Source organism: Methanosphaera sp. WGK6, from assembly GCF_001729965.1.
In the GTDB taxonomy this organism is placed as follows: Archaea; Methanobacteriota; Methanobacteria; order Methanobacteriales; family Methanobacteriaceae; genus Methanosphaera.
In genome coordinates, this window is sequence record NZ_JRWK01000002.1 from 53,586 (window position 1) to 72,404 (window position 18,819).

At 27.7% G+C, this 18,819-nt stretch carries 19 protein-coding genes; 8 read left to right on the forward strand and 11 right to left on the reverse strand.

All coding sequences use genetic code 11. The features are described 5' to 3' along the window. Positions 1-224: 224 nt before the first annotated feature. The 6 genes from NL43_RS01305 to NL43_RS01330 form a co-directional block, all read right to left on the reverse strand. Positions 225-893: a hypothetical protein gene (locus tag NL43_RS01305; RefSeq protein ID WP_158005535.1), complete on the reverse strand. Its 669-nt coding sequence runs from the start codon at positions 891-893 to the stop codon at positions 225-227. A gap of 10 nt (positions 894-903) precedes the next feature. Further along, positions 904-1,569: a Mur ligase family protein gene (locus NL43_RS01310; protein WP_069592189.1), complete on the reverse strand. Its 666-nt coding sequence runs from the start codon at positions 1,567-1,569 to the stop codon at positions 904-906. 34 nt (positions 1,570-1,603) lie between these two features. Further along, positions 1,604-2,431: an NAD(+) kinase gene (locus NL43_RS01315; protein ID WP_069592190.1), complete on the reverse strand. Its 828-nt coding sequence runs from the start codon at positions 2,429-2,431 to the stop codon at positions 1,604-1,606. 11 nt (positions 2,432-2,442) lie between these two features. Continuing rightward, positions 2,443-3,276, reverse strand: coding sequence for a bifunctional fructose-bisphosphatase/inositol-phosphate phosphatase (locus NL43_RS01320; RefSeq protein ID WP_069592192.1), 834 nt, complete (start codon positions 3,274-3,276; stop codon positions 2,443-2,445). A 110-nt stretch (positions 3,277-3,386) separates the two neighbouring features. After that, positions 3,387-5,852: an endopeptidase La gene (gene lon, locus NL43_RS01325; protein ID WP_084790324.1), complete on the reverse strand. Its 2,466-nt coding sequence runs from the start codon at positions 5,850-5,852 to the stop codon at positions 3,387-3,389. A 45-nt stretch (positions 5,853-5,897) separates the two neighbouring features. Further along, on the reverse strand, positions 5,898-6,206 hold the full coding sequence (locus NL43_RS01330) for a helix-turn-helix transcriptional regulator (protein WP_069592193.1): 309 nt from the start codon (positions 6,204-6,206) through the stop codon (positions 5,898-5,900). A 141-nt stretch (positions 6,207-6,347) separates the two neighbouring features. On the opposite strand from NL43_RS01330, the gene NL43_RS01335 reads away from it, so the two are divergent. After that, the gene (locus NL43_RS01335; RefSeq protein ID WP_069592194.1) at positions 6,348-6,803 is read left to right on the forward strand and encodes a pyruvoyl-dependent arginine decarboxylase; all 456 of its coding nucleotides are present in this window, start codon (positions 6,348-6,350) and stop codon (positions 6,801-6,803) included. A gap of 32 nt (positions 6,804-6,835) precedes the next feature. Here NL43_RS01335 and hisC read toward each other — a convergent pair whose 3' ends face one another. Together hisC and NL43_RS01345 are read right to left on the reverse strand one after the other, a co-directional pair. Next, positions 6,836-7,939, reverse strand: a complete 1,104-nt coding sequence (hisC, locus tag NL43_RS01340) for a histidinol-phosphate transaminase (RefSeq protein ID WP_069592195.1) — start codon at positions 7,937-7,939, stop codon at positions 6,836-6,838. Positions 7,940-7,959: 20 nt separating this feature from the next. After that, positions 7,960-8,424 (reverse strand): gamma carbonic anhydrase family protein, encoded by a 465-nt coding sequence (locus tag NL43_RS01345; RefSeq protein ID WP_069592196.1) that lies wholly within the window; start codon positions 8,422-8,424, stop codon positions 7,960-7,962. A gap of 237 nt (positions 8,425-8,661) precedes the next feature. Here NL43_RS01345 and NL43_RS01350 point away from each other — a divergent pair, with 237 nt between their 5' ends. Both NL43_RS01350 and NL43_RS01355 read left to right on the forward strand, forming a co-directional pair. Next, positions 8,662-9,378 carry an anaerobic ribonucleoside-triphosphate reductase activating protein gene (locus tag NL43_RS01350; protein ID WP_069592372.1) on the forward strand — a complete coding sequence of 239 codons (717 nt, stop codon included), beginning with the start codon at positions 8,662-8,664 and terminating at the stop codon, positions 9,376-9,378. Positions 9,379-9,383: 5 nt separating this feature from the next. After that, positions 9,384-10,517, forward strand: coding sequence for a tetratricopeptide repeat protein (locus tag NL43_RS01355; RefSeq protein ID WP_198923175.1), 1,134 nt, complete (start codon positions 9,384-9,386; stop codon positions 10,515-10,517). 35 nt (positions 10,518-10,552) lie between these two features. On the opposite strand, the gene NL43_RS01360 is transcribed toward NL43_RS01355, so the two are convergent. Beyond that, the gene (locus NL43_RS01360) at positions 10,553-11,257 is read right to left on the reverse strand and encodes a UPF0280 family protein (RefSeq protein ID WP_069592197.1); all 705 of its coding nucleotides are present in this window, start codon (positions 11,255-11,257) and stop codon (positions 10,553-10,555) included. 116 nt (positions 11,258-11,373) lie between these two features. Between NL43_RS01360 and NL43_RS01365 the strand changes: the two genes are divergently transcribed. From NL43_RS01365 to cgi121, 5 genes are all read left to right on the forward strand, one after another. Then, positions 11,374-12,237 (forward strand): PH domain-containing protein, encoded by an 864-nt coding sequence (locus NL43_RS01365; RefSeq protein WP_069592198.1) that lies wholly within the window; start codon positions 11,374-11,376, stop codon positions 12,235-12,237. A 96-nt stretch (positions 12,238-12,333) separates the two neighbouring features. Then, on the forward strand, positions 12,334-13,491 hold the full coding sequence (locus NL43_RS01370) for a geranylgeranyl reductase family protein (protein ID WP_069592199.1): 1,158 nt from the start codon (positions 12,334-12,336) through the stop codon (positions 13,489-13,491). Next, a complete protein-coding gene (locus tag NL43_RS01375; RefSeq protein WP_069592201.1) occupies positions 13,476-14,546 on the forward strand; it encodes a DNA methyltransferase in 1,071 nt (356 codons plus the stop codon). Before NL43_RS01370 ends, NL43_RS01375 begins: the two co-directional genes overlap by 16 nt. Before the next feature lie 9 nt (positions 14,547-14,555). Next, positions 14,556-16,043, forward strand: coding sequence for a (R)-citramalate synthase (locus NL43_RS01380; RefSeq protein WP_069592202.1), 1,488 nt, complete (start codon positions 14,556-14,558; stop codon positions 16,041-16,043). A gap of 5 nt (positions 16,044-16,048) precedes the next feature. Beyond that, positions 16,049-16,567: a KEOPS complex subunit Cgi121 gene (cgi121, locus tag NL43_RS01385; RefSeq protein WP_158005536.1), complete on the forward strand. Its 519-nt coding sequence runs from the start codon at positions 16,049-16,051 to the stop codon at positions 16,565-16,567. Positions 16,568-16,584: 17 nt separating this feature from the next. Here cgi121 and NL43_RS01390 read toward each other — a convergent pair whose 3' ends face one another. Further along, positions 16,585-17,577 (reverse strand): hypothetical protein, encoded by a 993-nt coding sequence (locus tag NL43_RS01390; RefSeq protein WP_069592203.1) that lies wholly within the window; start codon positions 17,575-17,577, stop codon positions 16,585-16,587. Positions 17,578-17,589: 12 nt separating this feature from the next. Next, the gene (locus tag NL43_RS01395; protein WP_069592204.1) at positions 17,590-18,753 is read right to left on the reverse strand and encodes an Nre family DNA repair protein; all 1,164 of its coding nucleotides are present in this window, start codon (positions 18,751-18,753) and stop codon (positions 17,590-17,592) included. Positions 18,754-18,819: the final 66 nt, after the last annotated feature.

Here is an 18,819-nt window from a genome sequence, read left to right on the forward strand (position 1 = left end):
ATTTTTGTATCATAATTATTTTAATTATGTTATGAGAATAAATTTATATTCATTATTGTAAATGTAGTAAATTATTTTTTTACTCTTTATATCTATATATTCATTATATTTAATAAAGTTTTTAGCTTCTTTTTTTTATCATAGTGCATAGTTTTATTTTAAATATTTTTCAAATATTTATAGAATGTTTATTTATTTTAAATAGTTTTTTATTAATTTATTGTTTATTTCATTTTTTTATTATATTCACTTCTATAAATAATTTGAACAAGATCATAATCTAATTTAAGGGAATATGCTATAGCTTCTTCTAATTCTTCAAAATAATAACATGGCTTCTTGATATTATTATATAAATTATAACCAACACATCCTGTAAAAATGATACATGGTTCATCTAATGTTTTAATATATTTTAATAATTTATTTTCATTAATTTCCTCACAAGTTATACCATAATCACCACCGATAATTAGAATATAATTTGAGGAGTATTTTTTAATATTTGAAATGCATTTTTTTATAGATGTAGTGTTAAGTCCTGGATTAATATCCTCTAAAATAATTTTATTTTCAACAAACTTACATGATCCTCTGCCGGGTAGTGTTTTATTTTTATTTAAGTTTAATATAATTTCATTTAAAGGTATATTTAGAATTAAACCTGTCGCTATTGCAAAAAGAATGTTATGTACATAAAAATCAGTTAATGCAAAACAGGTTAATGTAATATCATTATTACAATGATGGAAATTAATTTCAGTATTTTTTATATCATAATTGATATAATTTGTATAAATATCTGATTTATTATCATTTAAACTAATAGTAGTTATTTCATTTTGTGTTATATCGGAATAATACATATCAAATGAAGTTTTATCACAAATCACATACTTTGAATTAAACACTGATTTTTTTTGCAATACTTGCTGTTTGAGTATTATGTGCTATTGGATAATTTTCAAGAATATTTGTTAAAATACCTATGTCTGTATTTGAAGTAACACCTAATGAAACTTCAAATATACAATAATCAATTTTATTTAATAAATTATACTCCTTTGCTTTATTAAGTGCAGTTATAATACTAGCGGGTGTAATGCTCAAAGAATCATCTAGAATAATACTTTCTTTGGGACTACTATATATTAAATTATGACTATTAAGAACAAGTATGTTTTTATTTCTTAAAACTTGTTTTATTAAATTTGTGGTAGTTGTTTTTCCTTTAACTCCTGTAACTTCAATTATTTTGGAATTCCAACCATATTTCATTTTATGCTTATTAAGTAAGTATCCAGTAAATTCATGATGTGTGTAATCACTATCAAATAATGAATTCATATGGATTGGGCTAATAATTGTAAACTCGGTTTGTTTATTATAAATATCTTGTTCTGATAAAAAAGTAACATGGTATTTTGATTCTAAATCTTTTTTTTCGTTATTATTAAGTTTATTATATGTATCATAGAAAAATAAGTTATTTTTAGTATATTTAGAATATTCTTTTAAAAGTATGAGACCACCATGATTTGCATCACTAATTAAAATATTTTGTTTCATGATTAAACACCTAAAAAAGAAAAAAGGATTTTTTTTATCCTACGATTAATTTATTGTTAACGGCATTATAGAAATTATTTTTAAATCTCACAAAATATGCTGCATTTTCTGATTTTTTAACAGTTATTTCATCTAAAAAATCAAATTCTTTGTTTAACATACCATCAAGAACTGCAACACCTTGTTTGTTTTCTTTCATAAATTTCACGGTTATAGTACTATTAGCAGGAACTATTTTTGGTCTAGTATTGAGTTTAAATGGGCATATGGGTATAATAATAGCTGCATCAACACGTGGATCAACAATTGGACCACCTGCTGACATAGCATAAGCTGTAGATCCACTAGGTGTTGAGATTATTAAGCCATCTGCACGAACTTCATCAACAAGTTCTTCATCAACTGAAATACGTAAATCTAACATTTTCGCTGGTTGACTAGTCATTATAACTAATTCATTTAAAACGGTGATTTGTTCATTATCAAAGAAAACATCTAATTGTAGGCGTTCTTCAATAAAGAAATCATAGTTTAGTAACTGGTCAAGACATTCAAAAATATCTTCTGGATCCACTTCAGTTAAAAAACCTACTGTACCCATATTGATGCTAAGTAGAGGTATCTTTTTTGGGGAAAGGATATGTTGTGCATGTAGTACAGTTCCATCTCCACCAACACATAATACGATATCTGAAGTCATATTATCAATAGAAACTTCATATTCTGAAAATTCATTAAGTTCTTTAACTAACATTGAATCAATTTCAATTTCAATATTATTTTCTAATAAATATTTGACAATACTTCTATCAAGTTCTACTGCCTCTTTTTTATCTGTACGTGAGACAATTCCTATTTTCATTTTATCACAACTTAATTTAATAATTTTATTAGATCTTCATGTATTTCTGGATTTGCTGCAGCTATAATTGATGTTGTTTCCATTAAATCAAGTTGGCTTTCTAATAGATTAGCATTAACATCAGTTACAATACCTTCATTTTCTTTAATAATTAATTGTGCTGCTGCAATATCAAATACTCTAACAGCACCAATATCTAAAAATACATCATAAGTTCCATCAGCAACATAACACATTTCGATTGCAATAGCACCCATTAGACGCATACGTCTAACAGAAGTGCATAATTTATCTAATTCACCTTCTTTTGCTCTGTAAACATAAGTACTCACTGTTGCTTCGGATACTTTAGGTATTGATGATATTGTCATTGCTTCACCATTTTTTGTAGAACCTTTGCCTTTAATTGAAATATATTCATCACCTGTTGGGAAATTTTTAATAAAACCAATTTCAACATCACCTAAAGTCACATGTTCTAGTTCTGTTTCATCGCTGATTTTAGCTATTGCTATTGATATTCCATAACAAGGAATATTTTTCAGAGCATTACTAGTACCATCAAGTGGATCCATAATTAGTACAGCTTCTGCTTTATTGTCACCAATTTTTATAGTTCCTATTTCTTCACTTATCAAAATTAGTGATTTTTCACAGTTTTCAATAACAGATATAGCAGCATCTTCAGCATATTCATCTATTTTATGGGTGGGAGTTCCATCTGCTCCTATTTTGGTTACATTATTTAATTCAGGATCATTTCTTGCTTTATTTATTGCTTTTTCCACTTCTTTTGAGATTTCCTGTGATAAATCTAACCAAAAATTTATCTCATTATCATTCATAATTACACTTCATTTTCTTAATTCTCAATGTTTAATTATATAGTTAATATTATTAGCTTATTTTTATTGTTAAGAATTAAATTATTTTTATAAAATGGGGGAGGGAAAGGTTAAGAGTTTCTTAACGCATCTAAATTAATGTCTAATATTTCAGATTCGGGTAATTTTAAGCCAAGAGCTTCATATAATACATCATCAACTGTTTTCATAGGTTTAAATGTAATTTCATTTTTTACTTCTTCTGGAACATCATCTAGATTTTTCATATTCTTTTCTGGAAGTAATATTGTTTTAATTCCTGATCGATGGGCTGCAATTACTTTTTCTTTTATTCCACCTACGGGCAGTACTTTACCTTGAAGTGATATTTCACCAGTCATAGCAATAGTTGAATCCACAGGTATGTTTGTTATTAAAGAGGCCATTGTAGTTACTAATGTTACTCCAGCAGATGGTCCATCTTTTGGAATAGCACCTTCGGGGAAGTGAATATGTATGTCTTTATTTTCAAAGTCAGTATCCTTAAGTAACGGACCAAATCTTGATTTTATTAAACTTTGAGCAATTTGTGCAGATTCTTTCATAACATCTCCTAGTTGTCCTGTAAGTTGTAATTTTTCTTCACCAGGTAACATGATTGCTTCTACATATAATATATCTCCTCCAATAGGAGTCCATGCTAGTCCAGTAACAACACCAGCAGGATTTTTCTCAGGAACCATATCATAGTGGGTGGTTTCATGTCCTAAAATATCATAAAGCATATCTTCTGTTACAACATAGGGTCTTTTAATATCATCCACTACTATTTTTTCTGTTGTTTTACGTGCTATAGCAGCAATTTGTCTTTTAAGACCTCTTACTCCAGCTTCTCTAGTATATTTTTCAATGATTGTATTTATTGCATCATCTGTTATTTCAAGGTCATCTGTTGTAAGTCCATGTTCTTCTAAAACTTCTCCTATTAGATGTTCTTTAGCAATGTGTTGTTTTTCAAGGTTAGTGTAGCTGTCTAATTCAATGATTTCTAATCTATCTCTTAATGGTCCTGGTATATCGTGTAAAGAGTTAGCAGTTCCAATAAAGAAAACATCTGATAAATCATAAGGTACTTCTAAGTAATGATCTGAAAATGTGCTATTTTGTTCAGGATCTAAAACTTCAAGAAGTGCACTAGTTGGATTGCCATTAATGGATGCTGTTGTTTTATCAATTTCATCTAATACAAATACTGGATTTGTTTTACCTGCTTTTTTCATTCCAGTTATAATTCGACCGGGTAGTGCTCCTAGGTATGTTCTACGATGTCCTCTTATTTCAGATTCGTCTTTGACTCCTCCTAAACTTGCTCTGATATATGGTCTATCTAGTGCTGTAGCAATACTTCTTCCAAGACTTGTTTTTCCAGTTCCTGGTGGACCTACAAATAAAAGGATTGAGCCTTGTTTTTCATTTTTCATTTTAAGTACTGTTAAATGTTGAATTATTCTTTCTTTTACTTTTTTAAGTCCATAATGATCTAAATCTAGTTGTTCTTTAGCTTTTATTATGTCTATATCTTGTTTATCTTCTTTATGCCATGGTAATTGGAGTATTGTGTCCAGGTAGTTTCGAATAATGTTTTCTTCGGAGTTATTTTGTCCTTGTCTTTCAAGTTTATTAACTTCTTCTAGTGCGACTTTTTCTACTTCTTCAGGTAGATTTGCTTCTTTGATTCGTTCTCTGTATGTTTTTTTGGATTCATTGTTTTCTGTCATGTTCAGTTCTTCTTGAATCATTTTCATTTGTTCTCGAAGAAGAGTTTGTTTGTGTGATTCACTCATATTTTTATTGAGTTTTTTGGCTATTTCCATTTGTATAATCATTGCTTCTTTTTGTTCTAATAATAGTTGTGTTACTTGTAATGCTCTTAGTTTTGATGAGTTTAACTCAAGTAATTCTTGTTTTCTTTTAATGGGTACTCGAAGGTATGGGAATACTTCTGCAATTTTTTCTTGGAGGTCTGTTTTTTCAATTATTGGTTGAGAATATACTTCTGAGTTAGGAATTAAATTGGATATAGTTTGAATAGCTTCATTAATTTCTTTATTTATTTTTTCAGATTCTTCTGGTGTTATGTTATTTTCTTCATGAATAATTTCATATTGTGCATTGTAGAAACCATCAGTTTCTATGACTTTATTAACAGTTATTTTATCTTTTACTTTTAATTCAAGCATGTATTGTTCTGGTTCTTCATCTAAACTTTTGACTTCTAATATAACACCAATGTCATAGAATTCTACTTCATTTCCTTCATCTTTTGCAGGAATTTTTTTTGGTGTTAATATAATTCCTTGATTTTCTTCATTCACATTTTTTAGCATATTTTCAGTATGAAATTTATCTAAGGGAATAGTAATGTCTGTGTGGGGTAGGAGGATTGTGTTAGGTATTAATAATATGGGTAATTCATTTTTATTTTCTTTAACATCTAATGTATTTTCCATGTTTGCTGTTATATCGGATATTATTAAACCTTTTTCTCTTAAGTTTTGTGTGAATGATAGTGTTTTGTTATCATTTTCAGATGTCATGTTTTATACTCCTTATTTTATGTGATGTGATTTTAATTAATTTGATTATTTTAATATGTTATGGAATAATGTATCAATACATTTTTTTCTTTTTTTAATTGTTCTTGTATTGATTTTATAATAGATATTATTGCCTTTTTTATCACATTTAACAATTTTTTCTTTTTTTAATAATTTTAAATGTTGTGAAGCAGCAGGTTGAGTTATGTTTATTTTTTCTGCAATTTCATTTACTGTTACTTCTTGGTTATTTTTGGCAAGTATTTGTATTATCTTTAAACGATTTTGATTACTAAGAAGTTTGAATGTTTTTTCTATTTCTTCATCAGTTTTCTGTTCATCTATTTTTTCCATAACTTAAGTATATAAGAATATTCTTATATACTTTTTTAATTTTTTTATAACTAAATGTTACTAAAGTAAAATAACCCATATTTTATTTAAAAGATTATTTAAAAATATAATAACATTAAATTTCATGGGAGAATTAATATAATGAAAATATCTTTAACTAAAGGAAAAGCTGAAGGACCTACAAAATTAAATGCTTTTGATAATGCATTACTTGATGCTGATATAGGTAATGTTAACTTAATTCCTGTTTCAAGTATGTTACCACCTAATACTGAAATAATACCAATGCCTGAATTAAAACCAGGGGAGATGACAAATTGTGTATTATCTAGACAATATTCTGATAATCAGGGGGATGAAATAGCTGCAGTAATAGCTTATGCTCAAGCAGAAGAAATGGGTTGTGTAATAGAAACATCTGGGATAAATAAATCAGTTAAGGATTTAGAAGAAGAAGCAAAATTCATGGCAGAATATATGATTGAAAAAAGAGGACTAGAAATTTTGGATTATAAAGCAGTAATTCAAACACATACTGTTGTAGATAAGGCCTGTGTTGTAGCTGCATTAATTTATCATGATCCTATAAGACATTAATATTTGTTTTAAAAAAATAAGATGAGAAATATTTATTTATTAAGTATTTCTTTTAATATTTCAATAAATTTTTCATTTTTAGGATGAGTTTCAATACTAATTCTGATATAGTATTCATCAAGACCGTAGAAACTGGTACAATCTCTTACGATAACTCCTTTTTCCATAAGTTTTGTAGCTAATTCTTTTGCAGTAAATCCAGTTTTTCTAATATCAATTAATAAATAATTGGATTTTGATTTATAGATGTGTAAATTTTCTATAGCATTTACACTTTCGTATAAATATTCTCTCTCAGCAATACCTTTGGTTGTAGATTCTTCAATGTATTGTTTATCATCAAGTGTTGCAATAACTGCTTTTTGAGAAGGAACAGTTACACTAAATACTGGTTTTATTCTAGATATTTTTTCAAGTAAATCTGGATTAGATAATCCATAGCCTACTCTAAGACCTGCAAGTCCCATTACTTTTGAAAATGTTCTTATAATAAGTACATTATCATATTTATCTAATAAATTCACATTATTAACTTCTGCAAATTCCCAGTATGCTTCATCAATAACAACAAGAGCATCTGTTGCTTCAATGATTTTGATTAAATCGTCTTGGGGTATTAATCCACCAGTAGGGTTGTTTGGTGTACAAAGAAATATTACTTTTGTTTTATCAGTTATATTATTAAGTACGGAATCAACATCTAATTTATTTTCTTTAACATTCCATTTTGCATATACTGCTTTTGCTTGGTATTGTTTGAATGTAAATGAATAGTACATGTATGTTGGTGGATGTACAATAAATTCATCTCCGGGATCAATTAATGTTTTAGCTATAATATCTAAAAGTTCATCAGCCCCATCCCCCGTAACAAGTACTTGGTCTTTTCTAACACCAGCATAGTCTGCAATTTTTTCTTTAAGATATTCATGATTTGATTCAGGATATCTGTTCATTTCACTTATTGCATTTGTTATTGCATCTTTAACTCCTGGAGCACAACCCCATGGATTTTCGTTTGATCCAAGTTTTATGATTTCTTCTTCAGGCACTCCAAATTCTTCAGAAATTTCTTTTTTAGATCTACCTGGGATGTATGTGTCAAATTCATCGATTATTGCTCTTGTTTTAACCATATAATCACTTAATATTCTTATTATTCATTAAATGCAAGATTTACATATTCTTCAGCATTTTCTAAGTTTCCTTTAATTTCTTCTTCAGTTAATTGTCTTACTGCTTTTGCTGGTGAACCTATGATTAATGATCCTTCAGGGAATGTTTTGTTTTCAGTTACAAGTGCTCCTGCTCCAACAAGACAATTTTTTGTAATGTGTGCCCCATTTAGAATTATAGCACCCATTCCTATGAGTGCATTGTCATCAATGGTACATCCATGTATGATGGAACCATGTCCTATGGATACATTTTTACCAATTTTTACAGGATGGTCTTTACTAACATGCACTACACAATTATCTTGGACATTTGAATTTTCATCAATGTCTATTGGTTCTAAATCTCCTCTAATAACTGCATTGTACCAAATGGATACATTATTTTTTAAAGTCACATCTCCTACTAGTTTTGCGCCTTCATATATTTTAGTTTTTTCAGTCATAAATATCACTTTTTCATAAATTTAGTTTAATTTTTTTGGGATTTTTTATTAAAAATTTTATTTATAATTAATTTGATTATTTTTTTTATTTATTACTTTGATTAATTTTTATTATGTTTTCGTAGTTTTAATATTTTTTTATATAATATATTTTTGTAGTATACGAACTATATTTAAAAAAATATTTATTATAATTGAGATATAATATATTTACTTAAAAAAACACACATGATTAATATGAATATACAACCAACTTATTCTTCATTAGATTTTCCTGGAAAAATGGCATTAGTGCTTTTTACGCCTGGTTGTGACCTTAGATGTAAATATTGTCATAATCCACAATTATTAAAGAATGAAACACTAACTAAATGGGATATAGAAGAAATTGAAGAAGAAGTAGAGAAAAATATTGATTTTATTGATGGAATTGTTCTCAGTGGTGGTGAACCGTTATTGCATTTGGATGTTATTAAAAATTTTATTAAACAGGCTAAAAATAATAATTTGTTAGTTAAGTTAGATACGAACGGTTTACATCCTGACGAAATTATTAAAATAATTAATGATCTCGATTATGTAGCAATGGATATCAAAGCACCCTTAGATAAATATTATAAAATCACTGATATTTATCCAAGCAATGTTAAAGAAACTATTAATAAAACAATAGATATTATATTAGAACATGAAGTATTTCTAGAATGTAGGACAACATATGTTCCAAAATTATTAGAACCTCAAGATATTGAAAATTTAACTAAAGAAATTAGATGTAATATGTATACATTACAACAATTTAGAAATAGAGTTACATATGATTCAAGATTAGCAGATTATGCTGAACCAAATCCAAATGATTTAGTAAATATATTAAATAATTTAGATACAAATATTCCTGAAATACATTTAAAATCTAATCAATTTGGAAATCAAATTATTAAAAAAGGGTAAAGAAAATGCCAATATTATTATTAGGAAACAAAGATATTGATTTGATTAGTGGTAAAAGAAATATCACAATAAGGCGTTTATGGAAACAACCATTATACAGGGGAGACCGTTTATATTGTTATTGGAATATTCTTTCAAAAGAAAGGGAGAAATTATTTGAAGCTGAAGTAACTCATGTGGATATTATAACATTTGAGCAAATAAAAAATAATTCAGAACTAGCCATAAAATTAGGATATAAAAATTCAAAAGAATTAGAAAAAGATCTTAAAAAAACATATCCTAACAATACAAAAGCTAAAGATAAATTCCAAGTATTTGAATTTCATAAACTACATGTAAGTCAATGGGAAGGCTCTGCTATTAATCAGAAAAATATCATCATAAAGAAAGCAGATGCACTATTTGAAATGGGAAATTATCATGAATCATCTGTATGTTATAAAGTAGCCCTTGAATATGATGAAAATGATATAAATCTCTTAAACAGGATAGGTGATAATTTATCACGTTTAGGTCAATTTGGTGATGCAATAAAACACTATAAAAAAGCTATAAAATTAGACCCTAATAATGAATACTTATATAATAACATAGCTATAGCTTACTTAAATAAACATGAACCAGATAAAGCACTTAAAATGAGTACTGAAGCTCTTAGAATTAATCCAAAGAATACAACAGTACTTTACTGGAGAGGTCTGATTTATGAAATGCTCACAGATTTTGAAAAAGCATTACAATACTTTGACTGTATATTGGAAATAGATGATAATGATCCTGATGTTTGGAATGAAAGAGGTACAGTTTTAAACATGCTTGGAAAAAGTGAAGAAGCATTACTATCTTATGATAAGTCAATAGAATTATGTTTAGATAATGAAGATGATTCAAATACATGGGCAAGTAAAGGAAATACATTATTGGGTTTGCAAAGATATAGTGAAGCAATAGAATGTTATGATAATGCACTAAAAATTGATGTAAATAATCCTATAATATTAAACAATAAAGGAGTAGCTTACATGGAATTAGATGACTTCAAAAGTGCAATAGATTGTTTTACTAAAGTTTTAGTAATGTATCCTGATAATCCTGATGCACAAGTACTTCAAGAAGTTTGTCTTGAAAACCTATAATTAATCTCCATTTATTCTACTTCTATTAATGAATTTTAATGTTTATTTCTTGTTTTAACTAATTTTGGAATATGTCCAGTTTTACCAAGAGTATCTCCTTTTATAACAAGTACACCCTCAAAATACTCAGAATACTCTTCAGCTTTTTCTAATGAATTATTGATAATCTCTTCATCACTATCACCATTACCATAATTACCAATACATGTAGCAAGACTATCAGCAACACTACTTTGATTACTAAAAACAATAGTAGCATCAGTTAAACCAAAACTCTTAGAAGGACCAGCACATGATGATGTACAAATACCATAGCCTTTAGGTTTAGGTTTTATTTTTAAACCAATTTCATATGAAAACACACTTTCACCAGCATATATTCCAAGAATTACTTTTCGTTCTGTTTTTAAAGCAATATCACCACCATTTTCAATAATAGAAAACTTAGATCCTCTTTTTATAAATTCTTCAAGACATACTTCACTAACACTTCCAGCAACTGAAGACATAGGACCAGTATCTGATATTTTTCCAGCATAAGTCATATGTTCTAATATTTTTTCTTTATGAATAAGGGGTATTGGTTTATATTTTATAAAATCAGGATTAATTCTAATTTCATCGGTAATTATCTGTCTTTGTTTTTCAATAAATGGGATAATATTATAATCCAAATCGCTTTTTAAAGAAATATGTGTTGAATCAACATTAATGTCTTTGGAATAAAGTTTAGTTTTCATGAGATTTTTCCTTTTAGTAATTATTAATTCATTATTTTTATGACTCTATATAAAATTATATTATTTATTATCAACAAATATATTTAACATATTTAAAAAAACGGAGGCATTTTAAAATGATGCCAAAACCAAAACAACATAATATAGAGAATAACTCTAATTTCAGGGATAATGTGTCTGAACAAACTTTACTTGAAGTTAAACCAAGTATGATTTTACACATAGACAATTTTATATTTAAAATAGTTGTATTATTCTTGTTAGTATTTTTCTTCACACCAATACTCGCAATCTTCTCTAATCTACAAATTCAATTACTAACATCATTCCAATTAAACTTTACAAATATGACTTTTGTAGTGGAATTAATTCTCATATTTTGTATAATATTAGTACTTCTTAGAATATTATTGGATGTACTTGACTGGAATTCTACACTTTATACACTAACAGAATCACGTATAATAATTAAGAGGGGAATTTTTCGTAAAGAAAAAATTATGATGTCTTATGGGAAAATACAGGATATAGAAGTTTCTCAAACTATATTAGAACGATTATTAAATGCAGGTGATGTTATAATATATGGTGGTCATGAACATCCTGAAACAATATTAGATAATATACCTGATCCTAAAAATGTAGAGGAAATAATATTCAATCGTTTAAATGGAAATTCTAATCATAATCATAATCAACAAAATTATAATCAACAATATATGCCACCTCAACGTAATTATGATGATTATGAGGAATATACAGGAAATCAACAGAGGACTAATAAAAATAAAAATGTACATTACTTTAATAATGAAGATTATCTTGAAGATGAATATAATCAAAGTTCATATGAGCAATCTAATTATGAAGGTTACAAGAATAAATGGCAAAAAAATAAGAATACTCATAAAAAATCTAAAATGAATGATGATGAAATTGTAAGAAAACATCAAGAAATGTTTAGAAATCATAGAAAATAATCTTATTTTTTTATCTTTTTTCAAATATCTTAATTTATTAGAAGATATTTTTTTTATTAATTGTTTATACTTATAAAAAATAAATTGGATGGGAATATGAAAAAATATGATATAATTGTAGTTGGAGCAGGACCTATAGGCTCTACTTATGCCTATAAAATGGCTAAATTAGGCTATGATGTTGGTCTTTTTGACATGAAAAATAGGATAGGTCAACCATTACAATGTGCAGGTATCGTTTCAACAAATATAAATGATACAAAAAATTTACCAAAGGAATTCATAGATAACCAAGTAAAAGGTGCTAACTTAATATCACCTGATAGTACAAGTATTACTGTTGAAAAAGAAGATACAGTAGCATATGTATTAGATAGGGTTATGTATGATAAATATTTGTTTGAAAGAGCAGTTGATGCTGGAGTAGATGCTCATCTAGGTGAACGTGTTTTCGATGTTGACATAAACAATACAAGTATCAAAACAGATAGGGAGTATTCATCTAGACTTATCACAGTATCCTGTGGACCTAACTCATCAACATCTAAAAAAATGAATCCTAATTTAACTGATGAATCATTTATGGGAATACAATATACAGTAAAAACAGAACTAACATCTACTGATTATGTGGATGTTAATGTAAATTCTTCAATATTACCTGGATTTGTATGGAAAATTCCAGTATCTCCAACAGAACAAAGAATAGGTTTATTTACACAGCAATCATATAACAATGCAAATCAAATATTGATGAGTATGATTGATTCTAAAAGTATTATTTCCCAGAAACATTATGGATCCATACCTAAATATAATTTCAAGAAGAATATTGTTGAAAATAACACTATTTTATTAGGTGATTCTGCAAGTCAAGTAAAACCAACAACAGGTGGAGGATTAATAGCTGGATTTAATTGTGTTGATATAGCAGTAAATAATTCAAATAAAATGCTTGAAGAAGAAAATAATAAATATCTTGAAAATTATCAAAAAGAATATCATAAAAAATATGGTAATGAATTTAGAGCACAACAGAATGTGCAAAGTATCATACAGGACATGACTGAAGATGATTTTAATTACATGTTTAAACAATTAAAAGAAAATCATGTTGATGAAATAATTTCAGAATATGGTGATATGGATAATCAAACACCTTTATTAAAACAATTAGTAAAAACAGGAATAATATTTAAATTATTACCGAAAATAGGCCTAAGGAGGCTGAAAAATATATGGAAATCACAGTAATTTTATCACAAGAAAATGAAACATTACCTAAAGCAGAATTATTAGCAAGATTAAAAACTTTGGATATTGATTATAAAATACTAAATGAATATCCCGGAGTTGTAGAATTAGATGTTGATACAACATTAGATAATATTCTAGAATTAGGTAATCACTTAGCATATACTCATGAAATTCTATCAAATATTCAAGAAACAACACCCGATAATCTTCAAAAATCAATTGAATCAATTAACTGGAAAGAATATGTTAAAGATTCATTCAAAGTTCGTGTTAAAAGAATGGGTAATGGTGATGTGGACAAAGATGGTATTGAACGTAATATTGGTGGATACATTAAACAAGAATCACAAATGCCTGTTTCATTAGATAATGCTGTTCATACAATAAAACTTGTATACACAGACCCAATTCTTGAAACTAATGAATATAAAGAATCATCTGTTGTAGGATATAATAAAATAATTATTTCCGAACTAATACTCGAACAAAATAAGAAACATTTCTTTGATAACAAACCCCATAAACGACCATATTTCCATCCGGGATCTATGAGTCCTAAACTAGCATTATGTATGGTAAATCTTGCACATGTTCATGAAAATGACCTAGTTTTAGATCCTTTCTGTGGAACTGGTGGAATTCTCATAGAAGCAGGTGAATTAAATACAAAATTAATTGGTTCAGACATTGAAAAACACATGTATGAAGGAACAAAACTTAATCTTGCTCATGAAGGATTTAAAGACTTTGAAATAATGTGGGAAGATGTAAGAAAATTAGAATTAACTGAAAAAGTAGATGCTGTGGCTATGGATCCACCCTATGGTATATCAACCACACTTGGTGGAGATGATACAAAAGAATTGTATCATGAAGCACTAATAGCAATATCCACCTATCTTAAGGATGATGGATATATATGTATGGCAAGTCCACACTATATAGATTTATATGAAGTAATTGAAAACACACCACTTAAAATAGATGAACAACATGCAATACGTATGCATAAAAGTTTAACCCGTATAATAACTGTTTTAAGTAAAAAATAGGTGATCCTAATGCTAAATGATTTAAAAATACTAGATACAACATTAAGAGATGGAGAACAAACCCCGGGGGTGTTAATAACATCTAATGAAAAACTAAAAATTGCATTAAAACTAGATGAACTAGGAGTAGATGTAATAGAAGCAGGTTCTGCAATAACATCCAAAGATGAACAAAAAAGTATCAAAGCAATAACTGAAAATAATTTATCTGCAGAAATATGTAGTTTTGCAAGACCAGTTAAAGTAGATATTGATACAGCACTTGCTTGTGATGTAGATAGTATTCATTTAGTAATTCCTTCATCTGATTTACATATCCAATATAAATTACGAAAAACTAGAGAACAAGTTGAAGAAATGGCAGTAAAAGCTACTGAATATGCTAAAAGTCATGGTTTAATAGTAGAATTATCAACAGAAGATGCAACAAGAACAGAAGTTAGTGATCTTAAACATTTATATAACTTGTGTATTGATGCAGGTGCTGATAGATTATGTGCATGTGATACAATAGGATTGTTAACTCCTGAAAAATCATATGACTTCTATAAAGAATTATCTCAACTATCAAGACCATTAAGTGTGCATTGTCATAATGATTTTGGATTAGCAGTAGCAAACACTTTAGCTGCATTAAATGGTGGAGCAACAGAAGCACATGTAACAATAAATGGACTTGGTGAAAGAGCAGGAAATGCTTCTTGTGAAGAACTAGTAATGGCTATAGAATCATTATATGGTATAGATACTAGGATAAATACAGAATTATTCTATGAAACATCACAACTAGTAGAGCGAATATCGGGAGTAGTTTTACAATCAAACAAGGCAATAGTTGGAAGTAATGCTTTTGCACATGAATCTGGAATACATGCTGATGGAGTATTAAAAAAATCAGAAACATATGAACCAATAAATCCTGAAAAAGTAGGTCATAGGAGAAGATTTATACTAGGAAAACATGTTGGAAAACACGTAATTCATGAAAAAATAAAAGAAACGAACACAGATGTTACTGATGAAGAATTAGATAGAATTTTTGCAAGTGTAAAATCGTTATCTGATATGGGGAAAACAGTAACTGATGTTGATTTACAAGCAATAACTGATGAAGTATTAAGTATTAATCCTGAAGATTCATTGATTCTAGAAGAATATACAACAGTATCTGGAAATAAAATAACACCAACAGCATCTGTAAAAGTAAATATAAATAATAAAGAAAAAATAGAAGCTGGGGTGGGAGTAGGTCCAGTTGATGCAGCAATAGAAGCAATAAGAAAAAGTATAGTGGATACTGCGGATATTACACTTGAAGAATACCATGTAGATGCAGTGACAGGTGGAACTGATGCATTGATTGATGTACTTGTAAAACTTAAATATGGTGATAAAGTAATTACTTCACGAAGTACAAAACCTGATGTAATTTTAGCAAGTGTAGAAGCATATCTTAAAGGAATAAATAAAATATTATCTGATGAAAAAAGAAGATGAAACAAATGACTGACTTACAAAAAAAATTCTTGGATGATTATAGTATAATTGTACATTCCTATCAGGATAATCATATTAGTAATATTCCTGATTTTCTAAAAAAAGTGGATAAAATCACAGATTTAAAAGAAGATTCCATAATTCAACTATTGGACACAGATTATATTTGTGGGGAAGATCATTTAAATCAGGGAATATCACAAGCATTCAAAGCATTTAATGAAAAACAGAATTTTGCAAAAGATAAAGGATTAGAAATAGGCGTTAGATTATCTGCTCAAAAACAGATAAGTGAAGCATTGAAAATTCTAGGAATCAAAAAAGAAGGAAATATCACAGTATTGTATATTAATACTAGTGATGAACAAGTAAATGAGATGGAAAGCTTATTAAATACTAGAAATGATGAATTACTAGAACAATATGATTCTAGTAAAATAATCAGAACATATGATTTAATTGATGATGAAAATATTATAGATAATTTGAATGAAAAAATAGCTTTATTATCTATTAAAGCATAACTTTTTCACTCTTTTTTTTATTCATTAATTGCTACAATGATAATATCATTTAATTTATCTAAGTTTTCAATAGTTAGTGAAGTTATATCTAAATTTTTTAATTCAATACACACACAAGGTCTTTTAAGTCTATTATAATTAGGTCCTGTGGTTATAATACTTTTATTATTACTTATTTCTAGTTTTTCTCTAATTTTAAATGATAATTGTTTTGCCTTACTTTTACTTTCTTCAGATATGATTATATTAATACCATGACCATCTTTATGAATAATATCATGTATTTTATCTGATTCTAGTTCTTCAATTAATTTATTTTTAAGATATGCTGTTGCTTTTATTGTTTTTTCTAGATTTATCTTAGCATAGGGTATTTCTTCTATAATTCCAGCACATGTAATATTATCTGCTTTAAATGTTTTTAAAAGATGATTGTTGAATTTTATTTTCTGAGTGATATTATTTATAAATCCACCATTTTCAACATTTACTATTTTTGGACTTCCTGTGGATGATACTTGAATATCAGCATATGCAGTATTTGATAAGTAGTCATCTCCAATAGAACCAGAAATATCTACTATAAGTATTACATCATGTAGATTACATAGTTCAGAAATTTCTTTTAAGGGTTGCTCTTTAGTATAACCAACAAGACTTGTAATATAGAGGGAACCTACATCATTTTCATTAAAATAATTACTCAATTCTTTTAAATTTATCAAACCATCTTCAGTAGTAATTTCATGAGTTTCCTTGTTTAATATTTTTGCAGACCGTTGTAATCCATTCCATCCACCTTCATCAGGTATAACTATAGGTTCAGGTAATGCTTCAACTACTGTAAATATTGCACTATTAGCACTATTTAGTATATGTATTTCCTTTGATGGTAATAATTCTTTTATAGTATCAATAGCTTCAGTATAATAATTCTTCTTTGAATCAATAGCTTTTTTCATAGCATTACGTGTATGTTTGGATATTTTTTTATATTCTAGCTTTAACATTTTAATTCCTTCTTAAAAAAATTGGTCCAATGTGGTTTGTCTTTCTTTCAAAACTTCATCAAGTAAATCACTTGCTTTTCTAAAATCATCCACAGTTAATTTTAATTTTGTTTCAATATAATTTAGTGATTGTTTCATTGTTTCAAATTCTTTTGGTTTTGATGTCATTGCATGTCTAACATTTTCTCGAACATTAAACACTCCTAGTGGTATATAATCCTCATTTGCTTCTCTAAATATAATACATCCTGCCTGTTTCTTTTCTTTTTCTAATTGTTCAAGAACAGCCATTTTTGATGTATAGTAACATCCACCTACACGAGAATACTCTTTTTTACCCTTGTTATGTTCATAATCTGTGAATATTAAGTTTCTTCCTTTAACACCTAAAAATGCTTCCATCCATTCAAATTGCCATGGTGTTGGTATTTCAAGTATTGCATAATAATTATTAAGACTAGTATATTCATATACTCGGTATGTGTCAATTTGAGGATAATATTTAACATTTTCAAGTAATTTGTCTGCAATGATTGTATCTACTGCTGTTATTGACCATCTTGTAGGAACTAATTTTCTATTATCTTTTTCACCCATAGTTCCTACTGAAAATGCTTTTTGTATTTGTGTAAATGGGATTTCTTTTTTATGTAGTATTTCGACTGCATCTGCTGCTTTAAGATCTGTGTCATAATATGCTTTTTCTAGTTGATGTTCCCATTTGAAGTTATCAATATCAAATTTTTTAAGTTCTGCACTTGGTCCGTGCGGTGCATTTTCTGCACTAAATGTCATACCTCTTGGTTTTTTATTAAATTCTGCTTCACTTGTAACTGATGTTTTAGCCATAGTTATTTCTTGTAGTTTTTCAACATAGTTATTTTCAAGGTCTGTTATACCAATGGTCTGTTTTCCTCTAACTAAGTTTAGTCTGTAACCTATAATTTCTTCTTGACTAGTATTATTATTAATCCAAAGTTCCGGTTTGTCCATGATACTTGAATCTTCATAAGCTGTTGTAAGTAAGGGTCCTGCAAAAACTTTAGGATAATTATAAGTACCTATAAATACTGAAGGTGGTGTTGTCCCATCAAGTTCTTTATCTACTTTAGTTGATTTCATGTTATATAGTTGTTTTGTAAGCTTTTTTAAGTATTGGTACTTACTATCAATCATTATAGGTTACCTCCCTTTTATTTTTCCATATTATATTTTATAATTATTATATTATAATTTTTTGAT

Bases quoted from the DNA above. Each gene is read 5' to 3' on its own strand.
- NL43_RS01390 (WP_069592203.1), bottom strand. From the start codon at position 17,577: ATGTTAAAGCTAGAATATAAAAAAATATCCAAACATACACGTAATGCT.
- NL43_RS01320 (WP_069592192.1), bottom strand. From the start codon at position 3,276: ATGAATGATAATGAGATAAATTTTTGGTTAGATTTATCACAGGAAATC.
- hisC (WP_069592195.1), bottom strand. From the start codon at position 7,939: ATGGTTAAAACAAGAGCAATAATCGATGAATTTGACACATACATCCCA.
- NL43_RS01360 (WP_069592197.1), bottom strand. From the start codon at position 11,257: ATGAAAACTAAACTTTATTCCAAAGACATTAATGTTGATTCAACACAT.
- cgi121 (WP_158005536.1), top strand. From the start codon at position 16,049: ATGACTGACTTACAAAAAAAATTCTTGGATGATTATAGTATAATTGTA.
- NL43_RS01355 (WP_198923175.1), top strand. From the start codon at position 9,384: ATGCCAATATTATTATTAGGAAACAAAGATATTGATTTGATTAGTGGT.
- NL43_RS01330 (WP_069592193.1), bottom strand. From the start codon at position 6,206: ATGGAAAAAATAGATGAACAGAAAACTGATGAAGAAATAGAAAAAACA.
- NL43_RS01310 (WP_069592189.1), bottom strand. From the start codon at position 1,569: ATGAAACAAAATATTTTAATTAGTGATGCAAATCATGGTGGTCTCATA.
- NL43_RS01380 (WP_069592202.1), top strand. From the start codon at position 14,556: ATGCTAAATGATTTAAAAATACTAGATACAACATTAAGAGATGGAGAA.
- NL43_RS01335 (WP_069592194.1), top strand. From the start codon at position 6,348: ATGAAAATATCTTTAACTAAAGGAAAAGCTGAAGGACCTACAAAATTA.
- NL43_RS01370 (WP_069592199.1), top strand. From the start codon at position 12,334: ATGAAAAAATATGATATAATTGTAGTTGGAGCAGGACCTATAGGCTCT.
- NL43_RS01395 (WP_069592204.1), bottom strand. From the start codon at position 18,753: ATGATTGATAGTAAGTACCAATACTTAAAAAAGCTTACAAAACAACTA.
- NL43_RS01350 (WP_069592372.1), top strand. From the start codon at position 8,662: ATGAATATACAACCAACTTATTCTTCATTAGATTTTCCTGGAAAAATG.
- NL43_RS01375 (WP_069592201.1), top strand. From the start codon at position 13,476: ATGGAAATCACAGTAATTTTATCACAAGAAAATGAAACATTACCTAAA.
- NL43_RS01345 (WP_069592196.1), bottom strand. From the start codon at position 8,424: ATGACTGAAAAAACTAAAATATATGAAGGCGCAAAACTAGTAGGAGAT.
- NL43_RS01315 (WP_069592190.1), bottom strand. From the start codon at position 2,431: ATGAAAATAGGAATTGTCTCACGTACAGATAAAAAAGAGGCAGTAGAA.
- lon (WP_084790324.1), bottom strand. From the start codon at position 5,852: ATGACATCTGAAAATGATAACAAAACACTATCATTCACACAAAACTTA.
- NL43_RS01365 (WP_069592198.1), top strand. From the start codon at position 11,374: ATGATGCCAAAACCAAAACAACATAATATAGAGAATAACTCTAATTTC.